Source organism: Lacrimispora sphenoides JCM 1415, from assembly GCF_900105615.1.
Classification (GTDB): domain Bacteria; phylum Bacillota; class Clostridia; order Lachnospirales; family Lachnospiraceae; genus Lacrimispora; species Lacrimispora sphenoides.
The window spans coordinates 833,031-859,574 of record NZ_LT630003.1 but is presented as its reverse complement, the minus strand read 5'-3'; the positions used below and the strand labels follow the sequence as shown (position 1 = coordinate 859,574).

Here is a 26,544-nt window from a genome sequence, read left to right as displayed (position 1 = left end):
TTTTTTTAACAAACGTCAAATAATCGTTTTTCTTTCTATTTTCCCAATAAAAACTGCTGCAGGCATAAACAAATCAACCCGCAGCAGTTCTCTTTATCCTAAATTACTCCCTTTATAAATAATGGATACAGTCTTTGTATTCTTCAAAAATCTTCTTGTTGATCTCGTCTCCCCCATCCGCATTTGCACTGTGAAGGACAGGCGGCTGAATTCCTCTTTCCGCCAGAATTTCAGCAGCCCTGACGGAAATGCCATTGACAATGGAGGCTCCGATTACCGTGGATGTGGCTCCTGCCTTTTCGTGGATTCCTTTGATTTCAACACAGCCGTCCCCAAACTCTCCCCCATTGTCTATGCAGATGTCACACAGCTCGAAAAGTCTTTTTCCGCTGCTGTGGCGGGAAGTATTCTTCTCAGAATATGCCAGATTGGTAATTCCGATGACGGTCATATTCATGGCTTTGGCTTCCAGAGCCATTTCCACAATTCCTGCATTCCTTCCGGAAACTGAATGAATGAGAATCACATCTCCATCTTTTGCACTGGACTCTTCAAGAAGAGCCTTTGACTGGCCTTCCAGCCTTTCAAATCTGCTTGTCAGAGTAACCGGGCGGACATTGAGCATAAGAGATGGATTAAACAGAGGATTAATTACTGCCAGGCCTCCGGCGCGGTAAAACATTTCCTCTGATAGAATAGCTCCATGGGAGCAGCCAAACACATAGATGGAACGCTTTTGTCCGATTGCATCTGCAAGGCACTTTGCGGCGGCTTCCATAGCCTCTCCCTGGCTTTCCTGTACGGAATCCAGAATCCGTTCAATATTTTTAAAATAAGTTTTAATACCGTTCATGAATCACCTCTCCTTTGCTTTTTCGATGAGAGAAACCATTCTGTCCAAAACATATTCGATGACTTTACGGCCTTTCTCCTCTGTTGCATCTTTTGCATTCCCCATAACTGCGGTCTCAGTAAATTCACTCCACCGGATAGGCGTTACATCTATGAGCTCAGGTACCAGCGGGGTTTCATCGACAGCTTTAGACATGTCCACATGTTCCTTGCACAGATACAGCATATAAGAAGTTTCAATTTCATCTGCATGGAAAAATCCGCCGTGAAAATTGCCTGCTCCCATCACTTCTCCCAGAATTTCTCCTGCGCCGGGGTAGGTGAAATACAGGATCTTAAAGTCCGGTCTTTCTTTCAAAGCCTTCCTGGCTGCCTCTTTTATGGCACCGTTATTTCCCAGATGGGTATTGATCACAACAGCCATACGGAATCCATTACGTTCTGTTTCCAGCAGGATTTCACAGAGCAGCTGTGTTAACAGCTCATTGCTGATACTGACGGATCCTTTCATTTCTCCCAGACTCCAGACCTGGGTGTAATGAATCACTGGAAGAATCAGGGAAGGAACCCGCTCAGAAAGCTTTTCACACAGCTTTTCAGCAAGAAAGGAATCCGTACCTATGGGCAGGTGTGGGCCATGGACTTCCACAGCTCCTAAGGGGAGCAGTGCGATATCATGGGTTAGAATTAAGTCTCTGATTGATATCCCATCCAGTTCATTCATTTTATTGCTCATTTTCTCCCCTCCTATCGAAAGGAAAAGCATCGTTTGGGGTTTTCTGTCAGGAATTTATCTGCCAAAGTCCTTCCATCTAAGCCTGATGCATCTGCTTCCTCTATGAATCTGGGAATCCACTTGTCTAATATAAATTTCAAACCGATTCCGTAGCTGTAATTCCTGTAATAGGATTTTCTGGCAAGATCATGGCTGATCAAAAGGTGATCTTCATATCCTCTTTTACACAGCTCCAAAATCACATGAATCCTTGCAGACTCCGGTGCATATTTTATTTTCCCAAGTCCGTCAAAACTTAAAAATCCTCCGTGGGACAAAATCTTCTCATAATAATATAAATCCAGGTTCCGGTCCATATGCCCAAAGGAAACGCGGCTGATGTCCACCTTTTCCCTCTCCAGAATCTCAATCTGCTCCAGCGCCATGGTTCCTGCTTCTGTATGAAGATGAACAGGGGCCTTGGTCTCATGATGGGCTGCTGAGATCGCAACAATGGTCTTGACCTCTAAGGGATTAATGCTGTTATAGCCCGTACCGGTTTTTACCTGCCCTGCTTTGTAAGGGGTTCCTTCCAACCCTACTTCGACTTCACGGATTACGTGATCCGTCAGCTGATCAACGGTTGCCTGTTCCATCCACTCCTGATAAGTATGATAATTTCCTACAATAGGAATTAAATGCTCCGGCAGCTTTGCATCCCATAAAAAAGACTTGTTAAATCCTGCGGTTGCAATGATTTGAATATCCAGCTCTTTCGCCAGTTCTGCAACTCCGGAAACATTTCTTCCATAATCAATGGCAGTGGCATCCACAATGGTACGGCCGCCTAAATCTTTAAAATCCTGCATATCCCCTTTTGTTTTTTCAGGATCATCAAGAAGCAGGTCATCTGCATTTCTCTCCTTCCAATAAGGCGGTACGCATAACAAATGTTCATGGGAATAGGTAATTCCCATTTCCTCCGGTGAGATATCACCGAAAATCGTTCTGACAAAACTCATGATAAATCCTCCTGTCTGTCCGTGAATTCTACGGAAAAGCATAGCCGTAAGTTTTTTGAAAAACTCCGGCTATGCAGGTAAAATCATATTTTTTAGAATAAGAAGCCGGCAATGAACCGGATAATCGGCCCAATGATAAACATATCGGAATCAGCAGCCCACATAACTACATCAGGAACAGTCGTTGGTGCCAGGAACGTAACCATGACATACTGGCCGATTGCAATGATTGTTGCCGTAATCACACCTGCAAACAGCGCTCCTCTGATTCCACCTGTTTTATTGCCAAAAACTCCTGCTGTTCCAGCATGGAAGAAAATAGCAATCATAGTGGGAACAAACACATAGCCTACGGTATTACCTAAAATCACAAGCCAGATTAAGCTTGCCACAAATGCTCCAAGGAATCCGATAATAACCGCATTGGGCGCATAGGGATAAACAATGGGTGCATCAAGGGCAGGTATTGCACCTGGAACGATTTTCGTAGCAATTCCCTTAAAAGCAGGTACCATTTCACCAATAAACATGCGGACTCCGAAAAGTACCACCGCAATACCGCCTGCAAATTGTAAACTGGTTAATATGGAGTATATGATAAAGCTTGTATCTCCTGAGGTTACAAGAATTTCTCTGGCACCCTCTGTATTTTTGATCATAAGAAGGATGGTACCAATGATGAACAAAACTGCCATCGTAATTCCGGTAACAATATTGGAATCCCTTAAAAATCCCCATTTATCAGAGATAACAAGGTCTTCTGTGCTCTTGTCCTTATTTCCTACAAATTTACCTGCCACTGCACCTAAAAATGCAACAGAAGCTGATGTATGTCCCAGTGCCACACTGTCATTTCCCGTGATTTTTCTTAAGAACGGCTGTGTCAAAGCAGGCTGCAATGTCCAGTAAACGCCCAATACAATTGATAAAAATACAGTTACTGCAAATGTATTTGCATTGATATTCTGATCAAAAATGATTCCTGCAAAAATAAGGGAAGTCCAGAACATCATATGACCGGTTAAATAGATATACTTAAATTTTGTAATACGTGCCAGAAGCACATTGATCAGAAATCCAAAAGTCATAGAAAGGGTAACAACGGTACCGAATCTTTGAACAAAATCATTCTGTCCCATATATTTGCCAAGACTCTGTGCTTCCAGTCCAAACACCTCAGCCCACATGGGCTGGAAAACGTTCAGAGAGGAAACCACAATTCCTGAACCAATTCCGATAATCTGGAAACCGATAATCGCTTTAATCGTTCCCTGAACCGTCTGGCTGAATGACTTCTTTTGGAGAATCAACCCCAACATAACGATAATTCCTAATAAAAATCCGGCATTCCCAAAAATATTAGTTGCAATCCAATTTACTACTGCCATACCTAAACCTCCTCCGTTTGTAATTAGAAAACATGGTTCTCCTTTAACACTCTTTTAATTTCTTCTTTGTCGATAAAATTATCAAGAATAATTACTTTTCCCCTCGGGTTTTGAAGGGACTGTGCAATTTCTTTTGTTGTAACAATGAAATCACACGCTTCGCCGCTTGCTGCAGAAGCATCGCTGTGTTCCACCTCCGCTTTCACTCCCTCTGCCTTAAACACATCCTCAATATTCATCCGAAGGATAAGGGAGGATCCCATACCCAATCCACAAACTGCTAATACTTTCATCTTTTTCGTCTCCTTTGCTTAATTATTGTTTATGATTGACATGACCTCATCAGCTGTCACGCACTGATACAACCTTTCTATCACATGTTCCTTTCCTAAAAGTCCGGCTATTTTCGTCATAAACTCAAGATGCTCATTATCGCTGCTGGTTGCAAGTGCCATAATCAGCTTCACCGGATCGTTGCTGCTTCCAAAAGAAACCGGATTTTCAAGGGTAATTAAGGATATTCCGGATTGAATGACTCCATCCTCCGGCCTTGCATGAGGCATTGCAAAACCAGGTGCAATGGCAAAATAAGGGCCGTTCTTTTCGAAGTTTTTCAGCATTGCATCAATATACTCTTTTCTGATATACCCCTCATGAAGAAGCACCTGTCCGGCTTTTACGATTCCATCCTGTGCGTCAGAGGCATGAAGCCTTAATGCTATACATTTTTCATTGATAATACTCATTTCATTCACCTACTTTAATTTTTTTATATAATCCAATAGCTGGCTTGGTGTTTCCACCTTTTTTTTATAGTCCAGGAAGGACTGGTTCTCGCTTAATTCCATGAGAGCCGTCAGTGCTGTTGTATAATCATTGCCTGCAACATTACAGAAACTGATAACCGTATCAATCTCTTTCCCATTATCAAATACTACCGGCTTTTTTAATGTAATCAGGCTGAATGCGGTCTTTTTCACATTATTCTTATTTCTGGCGTGAGGCAGGGCAATTCCATTGCCTATGGTGATATAAGAACCGAACTCTTTGATATTATTGATCATATCTTCCACATAAGACTGCAAAACACAATCCGTCGCTACCAGAAGACCGCCAGCCGCATCAATGGCTTCCTGCCAGTTTTTATAAGTTTGATTGACAAGGATCCTGCATTCTGGCAGATACTTTAATAAAATCTCATATTTAGAATGTTTCAAATCTCTGATTCCATTTAATTCCTTTAGCGCTTTTTCTAAACGGGGACGATTGGTTATCACAGCATTCTGCTCTATTAACTGCATCAGCGTGGATAAATCATTGCCCACGCGGACCATTCCTGCTTTTGTCAAAGCTTCTGCATCCTGCTCTGTAAGCAGCGGATTCACCTCCACCACATTGCTGACAGTATTTATCTTTACAGGGACAGTTGATACGAATAAATCGATATTCTTATTATCCGCATAAGTGTCCAGCCTATAATAAGGAATCACATCTTCGATCACCACATCAAACTTCTGCATGATTTTATTTTTTACCATTTGGGCGGTTCCAAAGCCCAAACCACAGATAAGAACAATCCTGCGGACCCGTTTCTTTTGTTTGTGAACCTGGGAAATGATATTCTCTATCAACAAGGTGAAATATCCGATATCATCTTGTGAAAATTTCTTTTCCAGATAATTTTCAAGCCCTTCTAAACTGCTCTCAACATCATGAAATGCCTCCCCGTATTCTTCTTTTATATCCTGAAGAATTGGATTCTGAATATAAATGTTTCTCCTCACTCTCTCCACCGCTGCATAGAAATGGTTGTAGAGCATGTCCAATGCTTCGTTTAAGCTGTATTCATTTATCAATGACCCAAAAGACTGGTTGGTGTATTTCTGCAGCAGATCAGAAACCAGACGATGGATCCAGATCATACTTCCAATTAACAGATATTGGTCTTTTTCATTGCTTTCTATGGAATATCCTTTGTTTAAAACAATGACAAATTTAAAGAATTCTTCACAGGGCAGTTTGATCTTTAAATGTTTCTCACAGGAACAGCTGATGACTTCTGCCAGCTTTCTCCCTTCCAATCCAACGTATTCCTTTGCATCTGCTGAAACGTAATACCCGCTTCCTGTTCTGTAAAATACCAGAATCAGGTTCAGAACTGCCAGTATATAAATTTCATCATTCTGAATCACCGGCAAATATTCCCATATAGAGGATAGCAAAACTTCCGCCTTCTGTTCTGATTGATACTGGTTAAAAACCGCTTCGATCCATTCTCTTAAATAAGGATTGCAGTTGCGGATTGCAAGCTTCCTGTGTTTACTGTCCTGATTTGACAGGCCGCAGTATTTATAAAGAATATCCATGAGTGCTGAACGGATTACCGTTTCACTTCCATTTAACTCAATCCCCATTCTCTTATGGTTTACAAGTTCCAGACCGTATTTCCCGCATTCCTCCTTAACAACTGCAAGGGATTTCTTTACCGTAGATTTACTCACATCCAGATAGTCTGTAATTTCATCAATTGTATAGTGTAAATCAGCCAGATACCGGAAGAAAATAGTTTCACAGCGATCTTCCTTCGAAAGGTAATACTGTTCTTTTGTAATATGATCCATAGTAAACTTCATGGATAGAGGGGCATTTCTTAGATAGCATCTCTTGTTGCCAAGTACGAAACAGGCCTGTTGGGAGTTTTCTTTCAGAAAACTATTAATTAAGTCGACTGCATATTTAAAAGAACGTTCCGTATATCCAAATCTCTCAATTAATTCTCTGTAAATAAACCCATCCTTCGATGAATTTACCAAATAAAGAAGTTCGATTTCGCGCTTTCCGATTTGAAACATAGCTTAACTCCATTCTTTTAATAACCACTAGTTAATTTTATAATATAGGATAGTAATTTTAATGTAAAGGTCATCCTTGTGCTGTGTTTTTTACAACAAATACCCCAAATAAAATATCGTATCTCTCATTTTTTTAGTAATTCTATCCTGGGCCTTCAAACAACTTTCCTCCTTGCTCTCTTTCTATGTCAGTATATATTCTTTTCCCATGGATCTTAAATATACATTTTCCACACTTCGGCGCAATGATTTAAAAGTTTAATCTCTTCCCATACAATACTGTAACTTTTTTGTAACCCATTCATGGAAAAAATCAGTTATACTACAGTAGTATTCGCAACAGCAAAAATCTCTTCCTGCCTATCAGAGATATCAGCCAGGAATACATGATTGAAAGAAAAAGGAGCACAAAAAATGAACAAAACATATACTGCAATGATATCAATCCTAATGGCTGGCACGGTCATGTTAGCTGGTTGTCAGAAAGCCCCCAGACAAGATAACACCTTGACAAAACCGATTGATGATGTAGCAGCATTAGGAGAATTTCTTCCTGCCGGAGCAGAACTACTGACGCCAAAAAAAGCGGAGAAAAAACAGAGTATTTACATGGAAGACCTAAACAAGGATGGGAATCAGGAAGCCTTTCTCTTATACAGGGACTCTAAGGACAACCGTCAGGTCCATATGATGTTTCTGGTAAAAGAAAACGGAGCCTGGCAGAAAAAAGCGGATATGGAAACCGGATTTATTAACGTTGATACATTTGACCTTACTGACTTAGACGGCAACGGGACGCAGGAAGTCACCATAGGCGGCGGATTGTCCGATTCCGGCCATGACAACCAGCTTTATATTTACGAACTGCAAAACGGCACTCTGGAGCGGAAAGCAGATCTTTCTTACGATACTCTTCATATCTCTGATTTTAATGATGACCAGATACCTGATCTTATGATACTATCGACAAAAGAGAACGAAATGCGGACCGCCGGACTCTATTCCTATGCGGAAGGAAGGTTAAAGCCCATCTCTGAGATTGAACTGGATCCGGAAGGAACGTTAGAGCATGTTACCTTAGGAACATTGGCCGATGGAAAGAAAGCATTGTTTGCAGACAGCGGGATAGGCGCACATTCCATGCTGACAGAGATCGTTGTTTATGAAAACGGCAATCTAAAAAAGGTGGGCGATCCTACTGACAGCATTCTTATGAAGCCCTATCCGCTCTACAGCAGAGATATAAATGGAGATGGAATCGTAGAGGTTGGAGGAATGTACAGCCCAAAAGGTTATGAAGACGCTGCCATGGCAGATATCCCTTTCCTTTACACCTATAAGGATTATTGTTCCGATGGCTCCTTTCAGACAGTAGAAGAACGTTATTCTGACAGCGGCCGCCACTTTTATGTTACCATACCGGCAGAGCTTCATGAGACTGTAACCATCAAACGGCTGGACAATGGAATCCACCTGATTTCTACCGTAGGAGACAAGGTTTTATTAGAGGTGAAATGGGCGCCAAAGGATGCCGTTCCTTCTAACAGTACTCTTCTTGGAACCGCAAAAGACATAGTCTTTTACTCGGAATGGAAGGAAGAGACAAAAATTCCGGCAAGTGCCTTCCATCTGATGGAAGAAGAAATAAACTGAGGTAACACGCACATGAAAACAATTTTGGTAGTGGAAGACGAACTGTCAATCCGTAGTTTTGTCTGCCTGAACTTAAAGAAAAAAGAATATCATGTCCTGGAAGCAGAAACCGGTGAAATAGCACTTATGCTTTTTAAGAGCCAGAAGATCGATGTTGTGATCCTGGATCTTATGCTTCCCGGCATAGACGGATTTACCGTTTGTGAAGAAATAAGAATCTTGGATCCTGCGGCAGGCATCATCATGCTGACCGCCCGGTCTCAGGATGAGGATAAGGTCAAAGGCCTTATCCTCGGTGCCGATGATTATCTGACAAAACCGTTTCATATGAAGGAGCTGGAAGCCAGGATCTTATCCCTGCTACGCCGCCTGGATTATAAGACAGTAAGTGCTGCTCCTACAATCCTCCGATCAGGCCCCTTTTCTCTTGACAGCATACGTAACAAATTATCCTGTTCCGGTCTTGAGATCAGGATCACTCCTACGGAAAGCTGTCTGCTTCAATTTTTTATGAACAACAAAAATCAGGAATTTACAAGAGATCAGATCCTTGATGAAGTCTGGGGAACCCATTATTCCGGCGATCCAAAGGTGGTAGATGTAAACATCCGCCGTATCCGCCGAAAAATAGAACCGGATCCTTCTTCCCCTAAGTACTTATGTACGGAATGGGGTTATGGATATTTATGGAAGGAGTAAATCCATGAAGCGGAAGGTTGTTCTTTATTTTATGTTTTTGATCGTTCTAACCCTGACACTTGTCATGGTCTTTTTTGGCATTGGGATGAAACGGTACTTTTATCAGGAAATCTCCGATACTGTAAAAAATCATTCAGAAGCTGTTTTACCTGTTTGGACACAGCAGGGAGACTTTACCAGTTTTCAGCTGGCAGAAGAAAGCGATGCAATTATAAAATCTTATAAAATGGAAGACGCAGACCTTTCCCTGCTGACACGAAACGGACAGATGATCCAGTCCTCCACCGGATATCTGGTAGAAAAAACCGATTCCATTGATCCTGAGGTTCTTAGATTCCATACAGTTTATCATATAGAAAAACAAGAAAATGGCGGCGAAAAAATCATGGCTGTCTATACTCCTCTTCTATATGAAGGACAGACTGCAGGTGTTTTAAAATACGAGGTATCCCTGACCGATACGGATGCCAGAATCTATAAGCTTTTGTCCTGGGGATTGGTAGTGTGCATGCTGGTTGCATTTCTCGTATTCCTGGTCAGTTTTCACTTAGGCAATTCCATTGTAAAACCCTTAAAAAGCATTATCACGCTGACAAAACGAATGGCAGAGGGAAATTATAAAGAAAAAATCGAAAAATCCTACCCCTATGAAGCAGGGGAACTGGTAGATATGCTTAATTATATGGCAGATGAGATCACAAAGGCAGACCACATGAAAAATGATTTCATCTCTTCCATATCCCATGAGCTACGGACTCCGCTCACCGGAATCAAGGGCTGGGCAGAAACCATGAGAGACCCGGAAGGCCTTACGGAGGAAGAAATGAAGTTCGGCCTGAAGATCATAGACGAAGAAACCGAGCGGTTGATCAGCCTGGTGGAAAGCCTGCTTGATTTTTCAAGATACCAGTCTGATCGGATGATTTTATCCCTCTCTTTTGTTCCCTTTGATGAACTGATAGAAAAAGTGACCTTTGAACTTTTAAAAAAGGCAGAAAAAAAGAATATCCATCTGATCACGGAAACCACTCCAGTTGTCATAGAAGCCGACTGGGATAAGTTAAAGCAAGTGGTATTAAACGTGCTGGACAATGCCATAAAATTTTCGCCAAAAAGCAGCGACATCGTTATCACTCAGACCATGGAAGATCACTGTGTCCGCCTGGCCATACGGGATACGGGGATCGGAGTAAAAGCAGAGCATTTAAAATATCTCACCCAATCCTTTTATAAAGCGGATAAAAAATCCGGGGGAGAAGGTCTGGGACTTGCCATCTCCCGAAAGATCATGACCCTTCATGGGGGTACCCTTTCCATTGAAAGCGAATATGGAAAAGGCACCACCGTAACCCTTAATCTCCCCAGAAAGCAGGACTGTTTTTTTCCGTCAGAAAATAAACAAATGCAACCACCGGCAAGGTAAACCCGAACATTGATGCTGCAGTCCAATTTCCATGAGCATAAGACCAGCCTCCCAAAGCAGACCCAACCGCTCCGCCTACAAAGAATACCGCCATAAATAATCCATTCACCCTCCCCCGTATTTCATCACCTAATCCATAGATTGCCTGCTGCCCAAGAACAAGGTTACCGGAAACAGCCATATCAAGGAGAATTGCGGCAATGCAAAACAGAAGCAGAGAGACCGTAAGATTGCTTTGCAACACATGGGTGAGGGCAAAGGAGAAAGCTGCAATCACGAAGGCCGCTCCTGTAAGTTTTTTCGTCCAGCCCCGGTCTGCCATTCTTCCTGCGATCGGTGCTGCAACCGCTCCGGCCACTCCTGCGAAACCAAATAATGCGATTTCTTTTTGTGTCAGCTGAAAGTGCTGGGACAAATGCAGTGGTACAACTGTCCAAAATAAACTGAAGCTTCCAAATAAAGCAGCCTGATATAAAGCTCTGCGTCGTAAAACTGGGGTCTTTTTAAAGAGTTTCCACAAGGATTTTATAATAGCAGGGTAACTGTCTTTTGGCTCCGGTTTTCTTTTCGGAAGCAAAATACCCAGCAAAATTATAAGGATGCCCATAATGGCTGCAGACAAGAAAAACACTGCCTTCCAACCTATGAAACCAGTAATGAGGCTTGCAGTTGGTCTTGCAAGCATAATACCAAGAAGCAGTCCGCTCATTACATTTCCAACTATTTTTCCTCTCTCGTCTGCAGGTGCTAAATGAGCTGCTAAGGGAACAAGTATCTGAGCAGTGACTGATCCTACTCCAATCAATATGGCAGAAGCAAATAATATATAGAAATTTGTTGCCAAGGGTGTTGCAACCAGCCCTAAAATAGCAACAATCAGTGTTGTTACAGCCAGGCGTCTGTTTTCCAGCAAATCACTCAAAGGAACCAGAAACAAAAGTCCTACGGCATATCCCAGCTGGGTCATCGTAACAATCAGTCCGGATAAACTGGCAGAGATTCCTGTATCCTGGCTGATAGGACCTATCAGCGGCTGGGAGTAATACAGGTTTGCAACAATCAGTCCGCAGGCACTTGCCAGTAAAAATACCAGCCAACGGGAAATCTTTTTTTCTTCCATCATTTCAGTTTTCATGTGTTTTATCCTCCACTAATTTATATACTGAACGTATAGTTTATAAATATATAATAAACGCACCGTTTTGTTTTGTCAACTCTTTTTTTTTAATATAGATGTGGTATAATAAACGTAGCGTTTTTAAATTGTTTCAGAGAAAAATAATAGGGAGAATCATATGGATAAGAAGATAGGACGCCCTCGCAGCGAAAAAACAAGACAAGCAATACTCACTGCTTCGTATGACCTGCTGCTTTTAAATGGCTTTCGTTCCATAACGGTTGAAGGTATCGCCGAGAGAGCCGGGGTCAGCAAAGCAACCATATATAAATGGTGGCCCAATAAGGCCGCTGTTGTCTTAGACGGTTTTTTTGCTGCTACAGAATCAATGCTGGAAGTGCCGGATACCGGTTCAGCAAAAGAAGACCTTTTGGTTCAGGCAGGTAACCTTGCCAGCTTTCTTACAAGTTCAAAAGGGAAGGTAATCACGGAACTGATTGCAGAGGGGCAATCGGATGAGAATGTGGCGAAAGAATACCGTAACCGTTATTTCAATCCCCGCCGGCTTATTTCACAGCACATTCTGGAGAGAGGAATAGAACGAGGGGAATTGAATAAGGATTTGGACATTAAACTAAGCATAGATTTGATTTTTTCCCCCCTTTTCTATCGGCTGTTAATAACTGGAGAAACAGTAGATTCTGCTTTTGTGGAACAATTGATTTCTTATGCGTTTGCAGGATTGAATGCGGGAAAATAACATTGGCTGGTTATAACAACAGCGCCATATAAAATATTTCATTTGACGCTCACGAAAGAGACGATAGAGAATAATTCTATCGTCTTATTTTAACCGTACCGACCTTGGGTACCGAATATTACTAAGCAAACACACACGATTGACAGTTAATCCCCGTAAGCCTTTCTATGTAATATCGAGTATTAATAATAAACCACATTTGGGTACTGAATCTCATAATAGTCCAAATAGATAGCCCCTGGAGATCATACTCTTCTACCAATCCGGCTCTTGTGTCAAAACTTCTTGCATCTTTAAACCATATTAAATGCAGAGATTCATCGCTATCCGTATAGAAAAAATATGGTGACTGTGCTTCTACATTAAATTGTATTTTTATCCCATTTTCTGCTGCTATTTCTACCGCACGATTATAACTTATAGCAGCGGCTTCTGTGACGCCAGGAACATAAGGAAGTACCCAATCATAACCTAGAGTGGTGATTCCGAATAAAATTTTTTCAGGGGGTATAATATTAACAACATAATCTAACAATTCTCTTAAAACATTAACCGGGAATATTGAGTTTGGATAGCTATATGACAATGCCCAATCATAAGATGAGAATATAATTCCATCTACAGATTCGGTTAATTTTCCATAATCTATTTTTTCAAAACTGACATTTGGAGCCTCAATATTCGCAATAGGCGTAATAGTAATCAGTATCTTATAACCCTCTGAATGAAATTTATCAGAGGCTCTTCTCAAATATTCTGCATAGCTATTTAAGTTCTCATAAGTAATGTTTTCAGCATATATATTAATACCACAAAAACCTTTCGCTTTCATTATGTTAAGAGCGTTATCAATAACACGATCCTGCACAGAAGGATTATTTAAAATATTATTGGTCACTCCCGGGGCGACTAATCCATCTTCCGATAAAGTGGAAACAAACATCAGGGGTGCAACACCATAAGTTTTAGCCAGATTGACAAGTTCAGTATCATCCGCTTTGAAGATAATTTCTCCTTCATTAGTAAACCTATAATTGAATATAGACAGATAAGTTAAAAAAGGAAGTGTTTTTATTAAAATAGGTCTATCTATATAAGAAAAGGCATAACCAATAGTTATAATTGTTCTTGTTCTATTCGTTTGATAACTTATAACTATCGTTTCACCTTCGTACAAAAATTCTCTGTCTGAAAGATATGGATTGTTTCTTAATAACTCCATTGTCGTAGTATCATGCTGCTTTGCAATGCTCTCCAAGGTATCACCGGCCTTAACCGTATAAAGTGTTTCAGGCTGAACAATCACAATCGTTTGGCCTACTGCCAGGTTGCCAGGGTTTGTTAATCCGTTTTCCAATATTAATCTGTCAACAGGGATGTTATAATGCTCTGATATTGAATAGATGGTATCACCGGGCTGGACAACATGTATGATCATGGCTTACCTCGCTGATCTTATTAATTCTATTATATGCCGTACCTACGTGTTCATAACTTTATGTCACAAATTACCATAGTTATCCACCGTTTGACTTTGTAAGGTTTTCTTTTTACTATCTGATTGTATCCTATTGTATTTCACTAACAATATTCGAAAATAATAAATAAATATTGCATATCAAAGCCTTCTGCCAACCGGACCGCATAAGTTTCTCCGGCCTTCTCTAATGTCGGAAGCATATAGCCTTCGTTATAGCGAATTACCGGAAGCCTGTCATAAGCCCTCATGCTCATATGCTTCAAAGTTTCCTCCATACTGTGCAGGCATTTTACTGCGCCCAGACCGGTACCTCCGGCAAAGGCTGCAAGAAGACATCTTTTTCCTGCTAAATATTTATTATGTGCGGTCTCACATCTGCGCAGACGATCCAAGAATGCAAAAAAACAGGAAGGACCTCATAACACATTCCTTCCTGTTTTTTTCTTCTATCCTCCGATTCTGGATTCCAACCCAATCTTCAATGCATATTGGTGATATTCCTCTAAATCTTCTTCATGAAGCATTTTATCAGTCATCTGGTAAACTCTTCCCAATTTCTCGTATTTCGCTTTTCCTAGTGTATGATAAGGAAGAAGGTTTACGTTTTTAACTCCCAGCTTCTGTAAGTATCCCAAAGTCTTTTCTATTAATGCGGAATCAAAGTTGAATCCAGGAATAATCGGCATGCGCACAGTTAACTTATCCGGACACATCTTTACCAGATATATCAGGTTTTCTTTAATCTGTTTCCCATTTCCTCCTGTAATCCTTTTAAGCACTTCGTCATCCAGATGTTTAAAATCGTAGAGAAAATGGTCGATATAGGGTTCAGCAGCCTGCAGGGCTTTTAAAGAATAATTCCCTGTAGTTTCTACTGCCGTATTCAATCCCCTTTCCTTACTTGCTCTGAGAATGGCGATCAGCCCCTCCAGCTGTACAAAGGGCTCCCCTCCGCTAACCGTGATTCCCCCGCCGTCGGAATTATCATAGTAATCCTTATCCTTCATCACTTCTTCCATGATGATATCCAGTTCCATATCTTTTCCATAAAATTCAATTGCATCCTGCATACAATTTTTCTCACATGCCAGGCAATCGGTGCATAAGTTCCTGTTATAATGGAACGTTCCGTTGTCATCAAAGGTAATTGCCTTAGTCCCGCAACTCTTTTCGCATGAACGGCACCCGATACACTTCGACTCGTTGTATAACAGTTCCGGATAAGATGTCTGTGTCTCTGGATTGGCGCACCATGGACAGTACAGGGGGCATCCTTTTAAGAAAACGGTGGTACGGATTCCCGGCCCGTCATGGGTCGCAAAGCGTTCAATATTGGTCACTCTAATCATACAATGCCCTGCTCAGCAATTCTTCCTGGATATCCTTTGTCAGATTCACAAAGACCGCACTGTAACCGGCCACCCGTACAATTAAATCCGGATAATTTTCTGGATTCTTTTGTGCATCCTCAAGAACGCCATAGTCCACCACCGTTACCATGAGCTGGCAGCCCCCTTTCTTAAAGTATGTATCAAACAGCATCTTTACTTTTTTTCTGTCTTTATTGAACATACGGGGCGTGAATTTGATATTCTGCACGCTTCCCCCATGATATTTTGCCTGGAACTTAACCAGGGAATTCAAGCAGGCGGTAGGCCCGTTTTTAGCTGCTCCGCCCTGGGGATTATTAGCTGGATTCAAATAAACACCTGTTTTCCTTCCGTCCAGGCTGGCAAATGTCCCATGGCCCCAATCGGTATTTGTCTGGTTATTTGAAATAACAATCAGAAAATATCCCATGCCATAATCAATCCCCTTCTGGCGGATCCCTTTGGCTACAAATTCAAATAAATCATTTGCCAGATCATCGCATTCCGTTTTGTCATTGCCGTATTTATCCTGATCCAATAAATCTTTTCGAACCCTCTCATATCCTTCAAAATTGGCAAGCTGTGCCTGGTGCAATTCACTGAGACTATATTTTTTATCGATATACACCAGCTTTTTAATTGCCCAGAGTGAATCGCTGGAATTGATGTTTCCGTATGTTTCATTGGTTCCGCCAAGGATTTCCACTCCTCCATCCAGCACTGCCTTCCCTCTATTGATACAATCATCCATCAAAACAGAAGTAAACAGAAAGGAGACTTTTTCATTCATGATCTCATAAGAACGGTATTGAGCCTGTATGCTTAAATCAAAGTAATATTTTAACAACTCCTTATATTTATCAAACAGTTCGTCAAAGGTTTTGAACTGGGAACATTCCGGAATCTCCACGGGTCCGCTTTTTCTTTTCCCGTCCGTAGGGTCTATTCCGCCGTTTATGGTGATATTAAGGATTTTTAAAAGGTTCAGTAAAATATTCGGTGTCCCTACGCTCTTACCCTGAATGACAAATTCACCGCATCCAAATGGTACGTACTGTTCAGCGATCTCCCGTTTCACACGCATGGAATACATAACAGCAGGAACATTCACATCATCATTGTATAAAGTCGGATATGTAGCACCGCTTCCGATACAATCATAGGCCATATCCATTATGTACTCTGGGGTATCCTTGCTAAAGCGCAGAGTAAACTGGGGTTCTACATAACGAGTGTCCTTGCACACCCTCATACAGATACGGGCAAATGTATCTGCTTCTTTCGGATGTTCCCGACCTACACCGCCTACTATAATACGCCCGTTAACCGTAGTACGCCTGTTCTCAATCATCTTCCACAAGGATTTCAGATACCGGTAAGACTCTTCCTCGTCAATCAAGCCATGATCCAGATCATGCTGTAAAAACGGTCCCAGCACGTCATCCAGCCGCCCATAGTTAATGACTCCGGCACAAAGGGCGTAAATCCAAAACAACTGCAAAGCCTGGTGAAACGTGCGGGGTTTGTTCTTCTTAATATACTGTAAGTCATTTTCCATTAGTTCCAAATCTTTCAAACGGGACTGGTCTGCACCGGTTCTTGCTTCTCTTACCAGCTCCATCTGACGTTCCATTACCTCCTGCAAAAGACAAAGGCTTTCATAACTACATTCCAGGAATTCATTCTGTTCTTTTGAACGGATCAGTTCTTTTAAGCCTTCCACTCCATATTCCATCAGCTTTTTATAATTCAACATCATACCCGACAACCTGGCTGTTGCCATCAGAGGATAGGAGCAATCAATAAACCTTCCCACGGTATCCTCTGTCAATACTTCCTGACAGTAAATTGCTTTCGTATCGTGTTCCTGCCAGTAATCGTAAAGCGTATCAACTCTTGCTTTTTCTTCTTCGGTCGACAGCGTTTCTTTAAATGCCCTCAGCTTATGGAATACGCAGTAATGGCCTACGCCTCCGATACTTGTTACGCTGCCAAAGCCAATGGGCAAAAAATCAAGTCTGCCTGCCAGCAGATCATCACTTTCAATCGAACGGAAGAGAACCGGGTATATTGCTTTCAGGCAATTAATCTCTCTTCTCGCCTTATCCAGTCCCTCACTGTTTCTATGCGCCTCTGTATAGGCTTCCATAATAGACAACTGCTCCCGCGGTGTTTTTTCACTGGGAATTGGGATTGACACCTCTACGTTCTGAGCGCCGTCAATGTTAATTTTCTTTTTCACTGCAGAGTCTCCTCCTCTATCGAATATTACTTGAAAAATCACTTATGTTCTTTCGCTTTCCTCTTACTGCCCCGTTTTGCAGTCCTGTTCCGGTTCTGCACTTTTAGTGAAAAAAAGAGGGCGCTTAACTGCGTCCCCTTTTCTTCCAATGTATTCTAACTGAGACAAACGGTAAAATTATCCGGTGCCTCACCTGTGTCAGGGAGACGATTGACATACACGTTTGTAAAATCCTCCAGACTTGCCCATGAGAACATTGCCTTAATATGAAACTTGGAGTCATCGATCAGGAGATGATTGTTCTGGCTCTTCTTCATGATCTCCTTTTTCATCGTCCCAATCTCCATGTCGAAAATGTAAACTTCACCGCTTTCCATATTAACTCCATTGGTACTGAAAAAAGCATGGTCAAAATTAAAATTCCGAATCATATCCACAGCCATGGATCCTGTACTCAGATCATAATCTGGTGAAAAACGACCACCCAGCAGATAGATATCCCCTTTGTACGTAATGGGAATCTTTTTGATTAAGTAAATGCTTGGAGTTACAATCTTTACATGGTGCGCAAGCAGCTGCGGTAACAGGTATACAGGGGTAGTGCCGGAATCCACATAAACGCAGTCCCCGTCCTTTACATTCGTGACAGCCCGCTGGCAGACAATCTCCTTTGCCTCCGCACACAGACTCTCCTTGTTCACGGTAGGAACTTCGTTGAATACCGTCAGTGTAGAAGAAACCTCTCTGCACATAGCTCCACCCCGCTCCCTGCTGACCAGCCCCTGTTCCTCCAGTTCAATCAAATCCCGGGTTACCGTGGATTTTGACACATTTAACTGTTCCATCAATTCCTTTATGGTTACAAAAGACTGTTCTTTTACGATACTCATGATATGATAAAGCCTTTGCTGTGATAGCATAACGTCACCTCCTTCGCCATTATCATATCAGAGGAGGAAATCATATGTCAATCTATCATTCTTTCGATCGATCTTAACCGGTGCAATGCCTCCGTTCCGGTTATCCTTGCCGCAGTTGATACATTAGTTTCGTTTTAATTTAAGACGCTTTAAAGTTATACAGACAATTGCAGTCACCACAGTTCCCGCAGCCATACAGATCAGCCCCATAAACGGCTTGTTCACTGCTCCCAGGATCAGCACAATTGGGCCGCCATGAGCAACAGAATCTGTAATGCCGAATAAGAATCCCATGGTACATGCCACTACGGATCCAATCATATTGGCCGGAATGACGGCCAGCGGATCGCCCGCCGCAAACGGGATAGCTCCCTCGGAAATCCCCACCAGGCCCATGGCCAGAGCCGCCTTGCCGTTGGCAGTCTCCTCCGGAAGAAACAACTGGTGCTTACGGTCTAAGAATGTAGCCAGCGCCATGCCTAACGGTGCAACCGGAATCGCCATAGCCTGAGCTCCCATAAACTGAGGCTGTCCTTCGGCAATTAAACCAACCGAGAACATGAATGCTACCTTGCCAAAGGGACCGCCCATGTCAAAGCCCTGCATCAGACCGATTGTAATGCCAAGTAAAATCATACTTCCGGCAGACATGCTTTCCAGCATGGCGTAAAGAGCCGTCATCAGGGACGAAATGGGTGCTCCGATAATAAATATAAATACAAATGCGATAAACAAAGATCCAATAATAGGAATAATCATGATCGGAACCAACGGCCTGATCATCTCCGGCCAACGAAGTTTCTTCATCCACCTTACAAAGTATCCGGTCAGAAAACCAGCCACAATGGCTCCGATAAAGCCGGTTCCGGCTGACGCTCCGTAAAAAGAACCGTTGTTGGCGATCCAGCCGCCAATCATGCCAGGAGCCAGAGCCGCCCTGTCACCGATAGCAAATGCTATGTAGCCGGCGAGAATCGGGATCATCAATGTAAATCCGGCGCTTCCCACTGCAGAAATCTGATTCCAGAAACTGCCTTCGGGGATCACAAGACCCTGGGGTGTGGGTTTTCCTCCCACTGCCAGTGCGACTGCAATCAGCAGGCCACCGATTACCACAAACGGGATCATAAAGGAGACTCCGTTCATCAGCGCCTTGTACAGCATCTTTCCACTAAGCGCACCGGCAGGCTCCTCCGCCTTCCCACTGGCTGCCTGCAGAACACGCTCTGGGGACCTCCCTCCAAAAACCGGGGCCTTTCCATCAAGAACCTTTCTGATCAGCTCCGCCGGATGGTCGATTCCTTCCTTCACGGTGGTGGTAACTACCTGTTTTCCCCGGAAACGTTCCATGTCCGTCTCCTTGTCACTTGCAATGATAATCCCCTCAGCTCGTTCAATCTCTTCTCTGGTGGGAACATTTTCCGTGCCGATGGAACCGTTTGTTTCCACCTTTATGGATACGCCCATCTCCTCAGCAGCTTTTGCCAACGCTTTCGCCGCCAGATACGTATGTGCTACTCCTACCGTACAGCCGGTCACCCCGATTAAAAACCGTTCAGACCCTCTGCTCTCTGTCCGCACCTCCTCTGTGCAAAGTGCCGCCAGAATATCTTCTGGCCGTTTTGCCTCCTTTAGATATTCCAGGCAATCACAATCCAGCAAACGGGAAGTAATACCGCTTAACAGTGTAATATGCGTATCGTCCGCATTGTTTGGCATAGCAATGAGAAAGATGATATGGCTGACCGGGCTCCCCTCTTCAAACCGGATTCCACGTTTGGAGGTTCCGATTGCCACCGCTGGTCTCAGTACTGCATCCGATTTTCCGTGAGGCAATGCCACTCCATTCTCCAGATTTGTGGGTACCTGTGCCTCTCGCTCCAACACATTCTGAATATAGCTGGCTTTATCCTTCAGTACATGTTCCTTATAGAGAAGTTCCGCCAACTCCTCTATCGCCGCATTTTTATTCTCTGCCTGCATGTTGACTTTGATCAGCTTAGGCGAGAGAAATTTTGTTATATCCCCCATTTTGATTCCTCCTGATAATAATAATTTTCTGCGGTTTCGTATCTTTCTATGTATCATGTTCCGGCTCCACCCATTCAATACTGCTGTTCATACCTCCTTTACACTGATTCAGGTGCCACTTCCCCGCCGTATTCAATAAATCAACTATAACACCATTTTGATTTATTGTCAATCATTTTGATTCATATTGATTCATTTCAATTCTTTATGGTTCACACTTGTAGAGATTCTCTTCTTTTCTGCAAAAAAATAGAGAACGGTTACTACGCCGTTCTCTATTTTTACCCTGTAAGATGTAAGCAGTCCGATCTCTTTTTTGTCCCTGTATCTAAACGCCGCTTATGTCAGTATAATAATCCTGGTTTCATAAGGTTTTTGTCTGCAGGGTACCATGCACATTCTATTTCCTGATTTCCGGACAGGGCCTCATTGATATGTTTCAGATTCTGTTTTCTTTTTAAATCAAAAGGCGCTGCATAAAATTGATACTATTTACTATAGCTTAAGCTTATAAATACGATATACATATCTTACTCATACTTCTATTTATATTTTTTTATTCATAAACACAAGGTTTGAATTAGTTTCATATCCATTTTTATTGTAAAATCCTTCAGTCCTTGGGTCTTTCAAAGTGATTAAATTAATATTTTCTATCCCTCTTCTCTTAACATCCTGTTGAACCAAAGACAGCATTTTGGTTCCAAGCCCCATTCTGCTAAAATCTACAGAAATCACAAAATCCTGTATATGAAATTCTTTAATCCCTAAATAGGAGGTTATGTATCCCATTAAAAATCCAACTATATTTCCATCTTGGCGAGCTTCATATCCTAGAGCCATCGGATTCTGAAGATAATCATTTATCCTCATACCAGCCATATCCAATGTCCACGTTTCATTCCAAGGTTTCAAACGAAAAGAATTTACATATAGTTCTAAGATTTCTTCTGAAACATTTCCTTGAATAATTTTTAATTCCATAATAAACCTCCCCTCATTGTAAAATATTATAAATATTTTTTTCCTATACTAAATCCTCTGCCTCTTACTTCATTCACATGGCTAATAATAACAAAGGCCTCTTCGTCTATTTCATGAATCAGCTTTTCAAATTTAGATAAATCATTATTAGAAATAACAGTTAGTAAAATATCCATCTCTCTTTCCAGATATCCTGATTTACTATGCAAAAGCGTGACTCCTCTGTCAAATTTCGAAATTATTGCATCTTTTATTTCCGATGATTTTCCGCTTATTACTTTTATCTGTATTTTATTTGTACCAAGAATAAGAAGTTTATCTAAAACGATGGAATAAATCATAACTAAAACAATGCCATAAAGAATTTTATTTTTATCGCTAAAAGCTACCTGCAGAGCAAGTATAATACAGTCGCCTACGTATAAACTGACAGATACTGGAATATGCATATATTTGTTCAAAATTAAAGGCGGTATACTCATTCCTCCAGTACTTGCCCCAACTCTGATCACAAGAGCAATCGCACTTCCTATACAAATTCCTCCAAATATTGTACATAAAAAAATGTCATCTGTTATTACTAAATTAGCGAACAGTTTTTGCAGTACTTCCAAAGATAATGGAAAGAATAATGTACTGATCAGTGTAGTTAACGCGAATTTTTTTCCCAATACGAACAATCCAATCATAAACATAATTACATTAAAAACTAATACAATACTTGATATAGGTAATTTTGTATAATGATTAACGGCAATTGCAATCCCTGTGGTTCCTCCGGTAATCAAACCTGAAGGCATAATAAAAAACACAATTCCTACCGCATAAATAAAATTCCCTAACATGATCGTTAAAATTTCCAGTGCTAATCTTCCCTTTTTCATCCTATCCTCCAAAAAAAAACACGTTTGCTAAGATTTTCCCTAGCAAACGTGGATCAAGGCATATGCCTAATATCTAAAAATTTATTTTTTATAATAATAACATAAGCACTTTAAAAACTCAACAACAATCGTATACTTTTTTAATAAGATCATCTATGATGAAGAGATACCCGATGAGCTCATTTTACTCTCAATCGTTTTTGATATTTTGTAATACATTTTCAAGATGGCTTACCACTGCTGCTTTTGCCTTTTCTTTATCTCTTTCCTTAAGAGCTTGAATGATTTCACAATGTTCTTTATATATTTCCTGTCTGCGGTTTGTATTCTTCGTTGTATGGGTAACAACCTCATCAATGATATCATAATAGGAATCAATAAAATTCATAAATATCGCATTATGGGAAAGCTCTGCAAGACGATAGTGAAAATAGTGATCGATGGAACGCGCTCCTTTTTTCTTGTCTGTTTCTGAAATCAAATCATATAATTCTACAATCTCTTCATCCGATGCAGTCTCAATGATTTTCTCCACAGTCCTTTGTTCCAAGCATATACGCATTTCAATTAAATCGCTGTAAGAACCTTCTTTTAGTGTAATTCCCGCAGGAACATTCAAAATTTCCGAAATATTCGGATTAACAAATGTACCCTCTTTCGGCTTTCTACAGATATAATTTCTTGCTTGTAATATCGTTAGGGCTTCTCTTAGAATTCCTCTGCTTACGCAGAATTCATCAGCCAGATCAAGTTCATTTGGTAATTTATCTCCAGGTTTTAAAGTACCGTCTTTTATCTGTTCCATTATAACCCGTACAACTTTATCTGATAGTCTTTCATTCTCAATTGGAGCAAAACCCATATTGATACCTCGCTTTATCTCTAACTTAACATTTAAAAGGTCTAACACATTAATTATACCTGAATTAATAGATAAGTCAACGAATTGCGTCGACCCCTTCCTTGTCTGGAGTGGAACTGGCCGCTAAATCTCTATAATTTCAAAATCACCAAATAATGTTCTCCCCATGCCAATGGAACCACAGCCAAACATGCCGTACCGGAAGCTGTCATCTTTCATCTCTATTATTTTCTCATCATCTATGGACAAGGTAATCATATCACCAACCGCTTCCAGAGTAAGTTTATAAGCAGTACCAGGTTTCCAGGCAAAATCAGTTTCTATCATTTTTTTATAACCAAAATCATTTTTATAGATGGCTGCTTTCCCCTGTTCTGAAAATCCGGCAATATATCCACGCCTTGCACCTTGAGCACGGATTTGTAACAGGTGGCTTTCCCCATTGATCGGAGTTACCGGTACTGTCACCCTTACATCTTTTGAAAAATAATTACCGGCATAGGCAAAGGCCGGCTCACACCTCATTAGAGACAGCGCATCTCCGTCCTTCCCCCAGGCTCCATGATTGACAGAAAATGGGGTAATTGTACCAAATTCATTTCGCTGCTTTGCAATTTTAATAGTATACTTGCTTTTACCTGTAATATAAAATTCATCTAAGTATAAGAATCCCAGGGTTTTGGCTTTTGCAATGGAATAACCTTCTATTACAATACCTACTTCATCAATTAAATCCCCGTCTACCTCCGGTATCACAAAGGTCACGTCAATCCATTCCCCCTGCACTAATTTAATATATCCCTGTAAATGCTCTTTTTTATCGCTCATAGAACGAACATAAGGTGCTATCCCAAGTGTTTCCCAGCCATTCCACTGATCCAGATAAAGCTTCATAGATACTGTCTGGCCCGGATATACCGTAGGCGTAAATACCGGCATATAACGCTCATCAGAAAATTCTTCCCGCCGGTAAAAAGGTTTATAGAACAGCTTACATTGATTTCCGCGTGTCATCCGATCGACCAATATCTTCAGCGAACCGTTTCCTTTAAATGCTACATCAGTGGAATGGCTTGCAGTACAATAAAATGAATTTGATACCCGCATATTATGAGTAGATCCCGGCAGTTCAAAATCAAAATAAACTTCTCCTTCTTTTATACTATCAGGCAGAGAGGCCGGAGCTTCTTCCTGAGCCAGTCTGTACCCCAGCAGAGCAACCTCTTTCGCGTAAGTAGGTACATCCAGATTGTTCAAATAACCGGAAATTCCAGATAGAATAATTCCATCATTCATTGGCTTACGATACTTTTTCGGCAGTCCTTCGATCCCACACATAACACCCAGTACGGTTCCTACATTACCTGCATTACAGTCTGTATCCCAGCCGCACATAGTCGCAATTTCAACGGTCCTTGCAAAATCTCCATTCCCATATACCATGGATAATGCACATACACCTGCGTTAGGTATTATATGGCAGACACCGCCGTATTTATCATATCCCCAATCACGCACTAGCATGTTATAACAATCCCGCCAATTACTGTTTTTTTTGTAAAAATCAAGGACTGCATTTACAACCTTTGCATATATGCTATGATCAGGGATTTGTGACAGCCCCACTTGAATAATTTCATGGATATCCTGACACTGAAAGGCATGGGCAATACATGCACAGAAGAAACGGGCACCATAAATTCCTTCTCCATCATGGGACACGCTGGCGGCACTCTGCCCAAATTCTGCTGCTTTGTCCGGCCGGCAAGGATTTACCAGTCCCCAGGTATCAATAAATATCTGGCCTCCGATCTGTTCTGCAAGTAATTGGCCATTTTGATTCATAGACCCGGATTGCGGTGCAGGAATACCATTCTTTAAGTTTAAGTATGCAGTATGCTCCGTACTGATGCCATAGCCGCCCCACCAGAACATGCCAACACCCTCGCGGGTATAATTCAGCCATGCCCTGGCAACATCCTGGGGTTTTAAATTACCGTCTTTTGCATCATCATATAAAGCCCGTAGAAAATAAACCGGCCCATTCACATCATCATCTGCAGCAAAATTTTTATAGTCTTTTACATAATCCGTAATTTCGCCGTATGTATTTAAAATACGTTCATAAGTCCATATGGTCGGCTCTACAGGAGCCCCTAAACGAATACCAATATTCATCCCCAGAAATCCGGAATATACCTTTTCCAAATATTTATCAGGTATCATATTCTCATTCTCCTTTGATAACTATGACCTGTCTGTCAATCAGACAGACAGGCCATATGATATTATTTAATTAAGGCTGCTAATTTGGCTGCGCGGTCAAAGATATCAATTCCTTTTGTAAAGCCTAAACAGGTTCCGGATGGATATCTGGTTTTTTGCAGCCACTTCTCTGGTATGCCTTTTGCACCATATTTTGCTCCAAGAACAGCCCCTGCTACAGCTCCAATGGTATCTGCATCCCGTCCAAAATTGCCGGCGAGAATCAAACCTGACTTAAAACTGCCATGCTCTAATTTTAAGCACCCAAATACTTCCGGAAGCGCCTCCGCCACCGTAGAACGGTGTGTGGAGAATAATTCATAATGCAATGGCATCCAGGCATCTGCAATATCACCTTTTGCATCCTCTACAATTTTAAAGGCACGTAATAATGTTTCCCTGAACCAGGACCCTTCCGGTGCTGTTTTTAAAACAGCATCTAATATTTCGTCCATGGAAGCATCAACCATTGCCAAGGATACTGCAACAGCAACGGCCTGTGCTCCCCAGACACCATCCATATGATGGCTTACGCTGGCATCAATTTCCGCCAGTCTGGCTGCTCTTTCCGGATCACCTGCACATAGGATACCAATCGGGCCGCTTCTCATCGCAGCGCCATCGCTTAAATAGTAAGCATTGAATCTTCCTGATTCTGGCGGACGCATGCCTCTCCGCAGATTATTGCATGCTTCCACTTCGCTGACACCGCCACGTTTCAGCTCATCTTCTGTTGCCACATGTCTTAACCACATATTTACTACATCTTCTGAGGTAAAATCACCGCCGGCTTCAATCATAGTTTCAGCCGTCAAAAGGGCAAATTCCGTATCGTCCGTACTCCAGGAAGAACCCTTATTAAAATCTGTAGTTATTCCATAATCTCTTTGGTTTTCCGGGCTTCTTGCAGCATCCCCGAAGGAGTCACCGATCGCTAAACCACCGAGTGAACCGATTGCTTTATCCAGTGCAACTTCTTTATTTTGAATCAGATATTCTCTTGTTAACATCATACGTTCCTTTCT

General features: G+C 41.6%; 23 protein-coding genes. 4 read left to right on the top strand and 19 right to left on the bottom strand.

The genetic code is table 11. The annotated features are described in order from the left end of the window. Window positions 1-112: 112 nt before the first annotated feature. The 7 genes from BMX69_RS03775 to BMX69_RS03745 all read right to left on the bottom strand — a co-directional run bounded on the left by BMX69_RS03775 (window position 113) and on the right by BMX69_RS03745 (window position 6,829). Entirely contained in the window at window positions 113-853 is a 741-nt protein-coding gene (locus BMX69_RS03775) for a sugar isomerase domain-containing protein (RefSeq protein WP_100041606.1), read from the bottom strand. A gap of 3 nt (window positions 854-856) precedes the next feature. After that, window positions 857-1,588 (bottom strand): creatininase family protein, encoded by a 732-nt coding sequence (locus BMX69_RS03770; protein WP_197678659.1) that lies wholly within the window; start codon window positions 1,586-1,588, stop codon window positions 857-859. A gap of 11 nt (window positions 1,589-1,599) precedes the next feature. Beyond that, window positions 1,600-2,589, bottom strand: a complete 990-nt coding sequence (locus BMX69_RS03765) for a phosphotriesterase family protein (RefSeq protein WP_100041605.1) — start codon at window positions 2,587-2,589, stop codon at window positions 1,600-1,602. A gap of 92 nt (window positions 2,590-2,681) precedes the next feature. After that, window positions 2,682-3,977, bottom strand: a complete 1,296-nt coding sequence (locus BMX69_RS03760; protein ID WP_100041604.1) for a PTS ascorbate transporter subunit IIC — start codon at window positions 3,975-3,977, stop codon at window positions 2,682-2,684. A gap of 23 nt (window positions 3,978-4,000) precedes the next feature. Beyond that, window positions 4,001-4,270 carry a PTS sugar transporter subunit IIB gene (locus BMX69_RS03755; RefSeq protein WP_025232263.1) on the bottom strand — a complete coding sequence of 90 codons (270 nt, stop codon included), beginning with the start codon at window positions 4,268-4,270 and terminating at the stop codon, window positions 4,001-4,003. An 18-nt stretch (window positions 4,271-4,288) separates the two neighbouring features. Then, window positions 4,289-4,723 carry a PTS sugar transporter subunit IIA gene (locus tag BMX69_RS03750; RefSeq protein ID WP_054789421.1) on the bottom strand — a complete coding sequence of 145 codons (435 nt, stop codon included), beginning with the start codon at window positions 4,721-4,723 and terminating at the stop codon, window positions 4,289-4,291. 9 nt (window positions 4,724-4,732) lie between these two features. Continuing rightward, a complete protein-coding gene (locus tag BMX69_RS03745) occupies window positions 4,733-6,829 on the bottom strand; it encodes a BglG family transcription antiterminator (protein WP_100041603.1) in 2,097 nt (698 codons plus the stop codon). Between the two features lie 414 nt (window positions 6,830-7,243). Here BMX69_RS03745 and BMX69_RS03740 point away from each other — a divergent pair, with 414 nt between their 5' ends. From BMX69_RS03740 to BMX69_RS03730, 3 genes are read left to right on the top strand one after another with little or no spacing between them, the layout of a single operon-like run. Continuing rightward, window positions 7,244-8,482, top strand: coding sequence for a hypothetical protein (locus BMX69_RS03740; protein ID WP_100041602.1), 1,239 nt, complete (start codon window positions 7,244-7,246; stop codon window positions 8,480-8,482). Window positions 8,483-8,494: 12 nt separating this feature from the next. Beyond that, window positions 8,495-9,181: a response regulator transcription factor gene (locus BMX69_RS03735; RefSeq protein ID WP_100041601.1), complete on the top strand. Its 687-nt coding sequence runs from the start codon at window positions 8,495-8,497 to the stop codon at window positions 9,179-9,181. 4 nt (window positions 9,182-9,185) lie between these two features. Then, on the top strand, window positions 9,186-10,604 hold the full coding sequence (locus BMX69_RS03730; RefSeq protein WP_100041600.1) for a sensor histidine kinase: 1,419 nt from the start codon (window positions 9,186-9,188) through the stop codon (window positions 10,602-10,604). On the opposite strand, the gene BMX69_RS03725 is transcribed toward BMX69_RS03730, so the two are convergent. After that, a complete protein-coding gene (locus BMX69_RS03725; RefSeq protein ID WP_100041599.1) occupies window positions 10,534-11,739 on the bottom strand; it encodes an MFS transporter in 1,206 nt (401 codons plus the stop codon). The two genes, BMX69_RS03730 and BMX69_RS03725, sit on opposite strands and share 71 nt — an antisense overlap. A 160-nt stretch (window positions 11,740-11,899) precedes the next feature. Here BMX69_RS03725 and BMX69_RS03720 point away from each other — a divergent pair, with 160 nt between their 5' ends. Further along, window positions 11,900-12,481 carry a TetR/AcrR family transcriptional regulator gene (locus BMX69_RS03720; protein ID WP_100041598.1) on the top strand — a complete coding sequence of 194 codons (582 nt, stop codon included), beginning with the start codon at window positions 11,900-11,902 and terminating at the stop codon, window positions 12,479-12,481. A 121-nt stretch (window positions 12,482-12,602) separates the two neighbouring features. On the opposite strand, the gene BMX69_RS03715 is transcribed toward BMX69_RS03720, so the two are convergent. The 11 genes from BMX69_RS03715 to BMX69_RS03665 form a co-directional block, all read right to left on the bottom strand. After that, on the bottom strand, window positions 12,603-13,919 hold the full coding sequence (locus tag BMX69_RS03715; RefSeq protein WP_100041597.1) for a LysM peptidoglycan-binding domain-containing protein: 1,317 nt from the start codon (window positions 13,917-13,919) through the stop codon (window positions 12,603-12,605). 143 nt (window positions 13,920-14,062) lie between these two features. Continuing rightward, window positions 14,063-14,353 carry a hypothetical protein gene (locus tag BMX69_RS03710; protein ID WP_197678658.1) on the bottom strand — a complete coding sequence of 97 codons (291 nt, stop codon included), beginning with the start codon at window positions 14,351-14,353 and terminating at the stop codon, window positions 14,063-14,065. A gap of 54 nt (window positions 14,354-14,407) precedes the next feature. Next, window positions 14,408-15,310, bottom strand: coding sequence for a glycyl-radical enzyme activating protein (locus BMX69_RS03705; RefSeq protein ID WP_100041596.1), 903 nt, complete (start codon window positions 15,308-15,310; stop codon window positions 14,408-14,410). Next, the gene (locus tag BMX69_RS03700; protein WP_100041595.1) at window positions 15,303-17,573 is read right to left on the bottom strand and encodes a pyruvate formate lyase family protein; all 2,271 of its coding nucleotides are present in this window, start codon (window positions 17,571-17,573) and stop codon (window positions 15,303-15,305) included. The genes BMX69_RS03705 and BMX69_RS03700 overlap by 8 nt, the downstream gene beginning before the upstream one ends. Before the next feature lie 155 nt (window positions 17,574-17,728). After that, entirely contained in the window at window positions 17,729-18,493 is a 765-nt protein-coding gene (locus BMX69_RS03695) for a DeoR/GlpR family DNA-binding transcription regulator (RefSeq protein ID WP_054789411.1), read from the bottom strand. A 123-nt stretch (window positions 18,494-18,616) separates the two neighbouring features. Continuing rightward, the gene (locus tag BMX69_RS03690) at window positions 18,617-20,524 is read right to left on the bottom strand and encodes a PTS fructose transporter subunit IIABC (RefSeq protein WP_054789410.1); all 1,908 of its coding nucleotides are present in this window, start codon (window positions 20,522-20,524) and stop codon (window positions 18,617-18,619) included. 546 nt (window positions 20,525-21,070) lie between these two features. Next, entirely contained in the window at window positions 21,071-21,508 is a 438-nt protein-coding gene (locus BMX69_RS03685) for a GNAT family N-acetyltransferase (protein WP_054789409.1), read from the bottom strand. A gap of 26 nt (window positions 21,509-21,534) precedes the next feature. Then, entirely contained in the window at window positions 21,535-22,392 is an 858-nt protein-coding gene (locus BMX69_RS03680) for a YitT family protein (RefSeq protein ID WP_100041594.1), read from the bottom strand. 190 nt (window positions 22,393-22,582) lie between these two features. Then, window positions 22,583-23,254: a FadR/GntR family transcriptional regulator gene (locus BMX69_RS03675; RefSeq protein WP_054789408.1), complete on the bottom strand. Its 672-nt coding sequence runs from the start codon at window positions 23,252-23,254 to the stop codon at window positions 22,583-22,585. A 123-nt stretch (window positions 23,255-23,377) separates the two neighbouring features. Further along, window positions 23,378-25,480 carry an ADP-ribosylglycohydrolase family protein gene (locus BMX69_RS03670; protein ID WP_100041593.1) on the bottom strand — a complete coding sequence of 701 codons (2,103 nt, stop codon included), beginning with the start codon at window positions 25,478-25,480 and terminating at the stop codon, window positions 23,378-23,380. A 62-nt stretch (window positions 25,481-25,542) separates the two neighbouring features. Next, window positions 25,543-26,532, bottom strand: coding sequence for an ADP-ribosylglycohydrolase family protein (locus BMX69_RS03665; protein WP_242941353.1), 990 nt, complete (start codon window positions 26,530-26,532; stop codon window positions 25,543-25,545). Window positions 26,533-26,544: the final 12 nt, after the last annotated feature.

Coding starts and splice junctions, on each gene's coding strand:
- BMX69_RS03770 (WP_197678659.1), bottom strand. CDS start 1,588: ATGAGCAATAAAATGAATGAACTGGATGGGATATCAATCAGAGACTTA.
- BMX69_RS03745 (WP_100041603.1), bottom strand. CDS start 6,829: ATGTTTCAAATCGGAAAGCGCGAAATCGAACTTCTTTATTTGGTAAAT.
- BMX69_RS03740 (WP_100041602.1), top strand. CDS start 7,244: ATGAACAAAACATATACTGCAATGATATCAATCCTAATGGCTGGCACG.
- BMX69_RS03775 (WP_100041606.1), bottom strand. CDS start 853: ATGAACGGTATTAAAACTTATTTTAAAAATATTGAACGGATTCTGGAT.
- BMX69_RS03715 (WP_100041597.1), bottom strand. CDS start 13,919: ATGATCATACATGTTGTCCAGCCCGGTGATACCATCTATTCAATATCA.
- BMX69_RS03705 (WP_100041596.1), bottom strand. CDS start 15,310: ATGATTAGAGTGACCAATATTGAACGCTTTGCGACCCATGACGGGCCG.
- BMX69_RS03735 (WP_100041601.1), top strand. CDS start 8,495: ATGAAAACAATTTTGGTAGTGGAAGACGAACTGTCAATCCGTAGTTTT.
- BMX69_RS03670 (WP_100041593.1), bottom strand. CDS start 25,480: ATGATACCTGATAAATATTTGGAAAAGGTATATTCCGGATTTCTGGGG.
- BMX69_RS03690 (WP_054789410.1), bottom strand. CDS start 20,524: ATGGGGGATATAACAAAATTTCTCTCGCCTAAGCTGATCAAAGTCAAC.
- BMX69_RS03665 (WP_242941353.1), bottom strand. CDS start 26,532: ATGATGTTAACAAGAGAATATCTGATTCAAAATAAAGAAGTTGCACTG.
- BMX69_RS03760 (WP_100041604.1), bottom strand. CDS start 3,977: ATGGCAGTAGTAAATTGGATTGCAACTAATATTTTTGGGAATGCCGGA.
- BMX69_RS03755 (WP_025232263.1), bottom strand. CDS start 4,270: ATGAAAGTATTAGCAGTTTGTGGATTGGGTATGGGATCCTCCCTTATC.
- BMX69_RS03680 (WP_100041594.1), bottom strand. CDS start 22,392: ATGAAAAAGGGAAGATTAGCACTGGAAATTTTAACGATCATGTTAGGG.
- BMX69_RS03720 (WP_100041598.1), top strand. CDS start 11,900: ATGGATAAGAAGATAGGACGCCCTCGCAGCGAAAAAACAAGACAAGCA.
- BMX69_RS03750 (WP_054789421.1), bottom strand. CDS start 4,723: ATGAGTATTATCAATGAAAAATGTATAGCATTAAGGCTTCATGCCTCT.
- BMX69_RS03685 (WP_054789409.1), bottom strand. CDS start 21,508: ATGGAATTAAAAATTATTCAAGGAAATGTTTCAGAAGAAATCTTAGAA.
- BMX69_RS03695 (WP_054789411.1), bottom strand. CDS start 18,493: ATGCTATCACAGCAAAGGCTTTATCATATCATGAGTATCGTAAAAGAA.
- BMX69_RS03730 (WP_100041600.1), top strand. CDS start 9,186: ATGAAGCGGAAGGTTGTTCTTTATTTTATGTTTTTGATCGTTCTAACC.
- BMX69_RS03765 (WP_100041605.1), bottom strand. CDS start 2,589: ATGAGTTTTGTCAGAACGATTTTCGGTGATATCTCACCGGAGGAAATG.
- BMX69_RS03725 (WP_100041599.1), bottom strand. CDS start 11,739: ATGAAAACTGAAATGATGGAAGAAAAAAAGATTTCCCGTTGGCTGGTA.
- BMX69_RS03675 (WP_054789408.1), bottom strand. CDS start 23,254: ATGGGTTTTGCTCCAATTGAGAATGAAAGACTATCAGATAAAGTTGTA.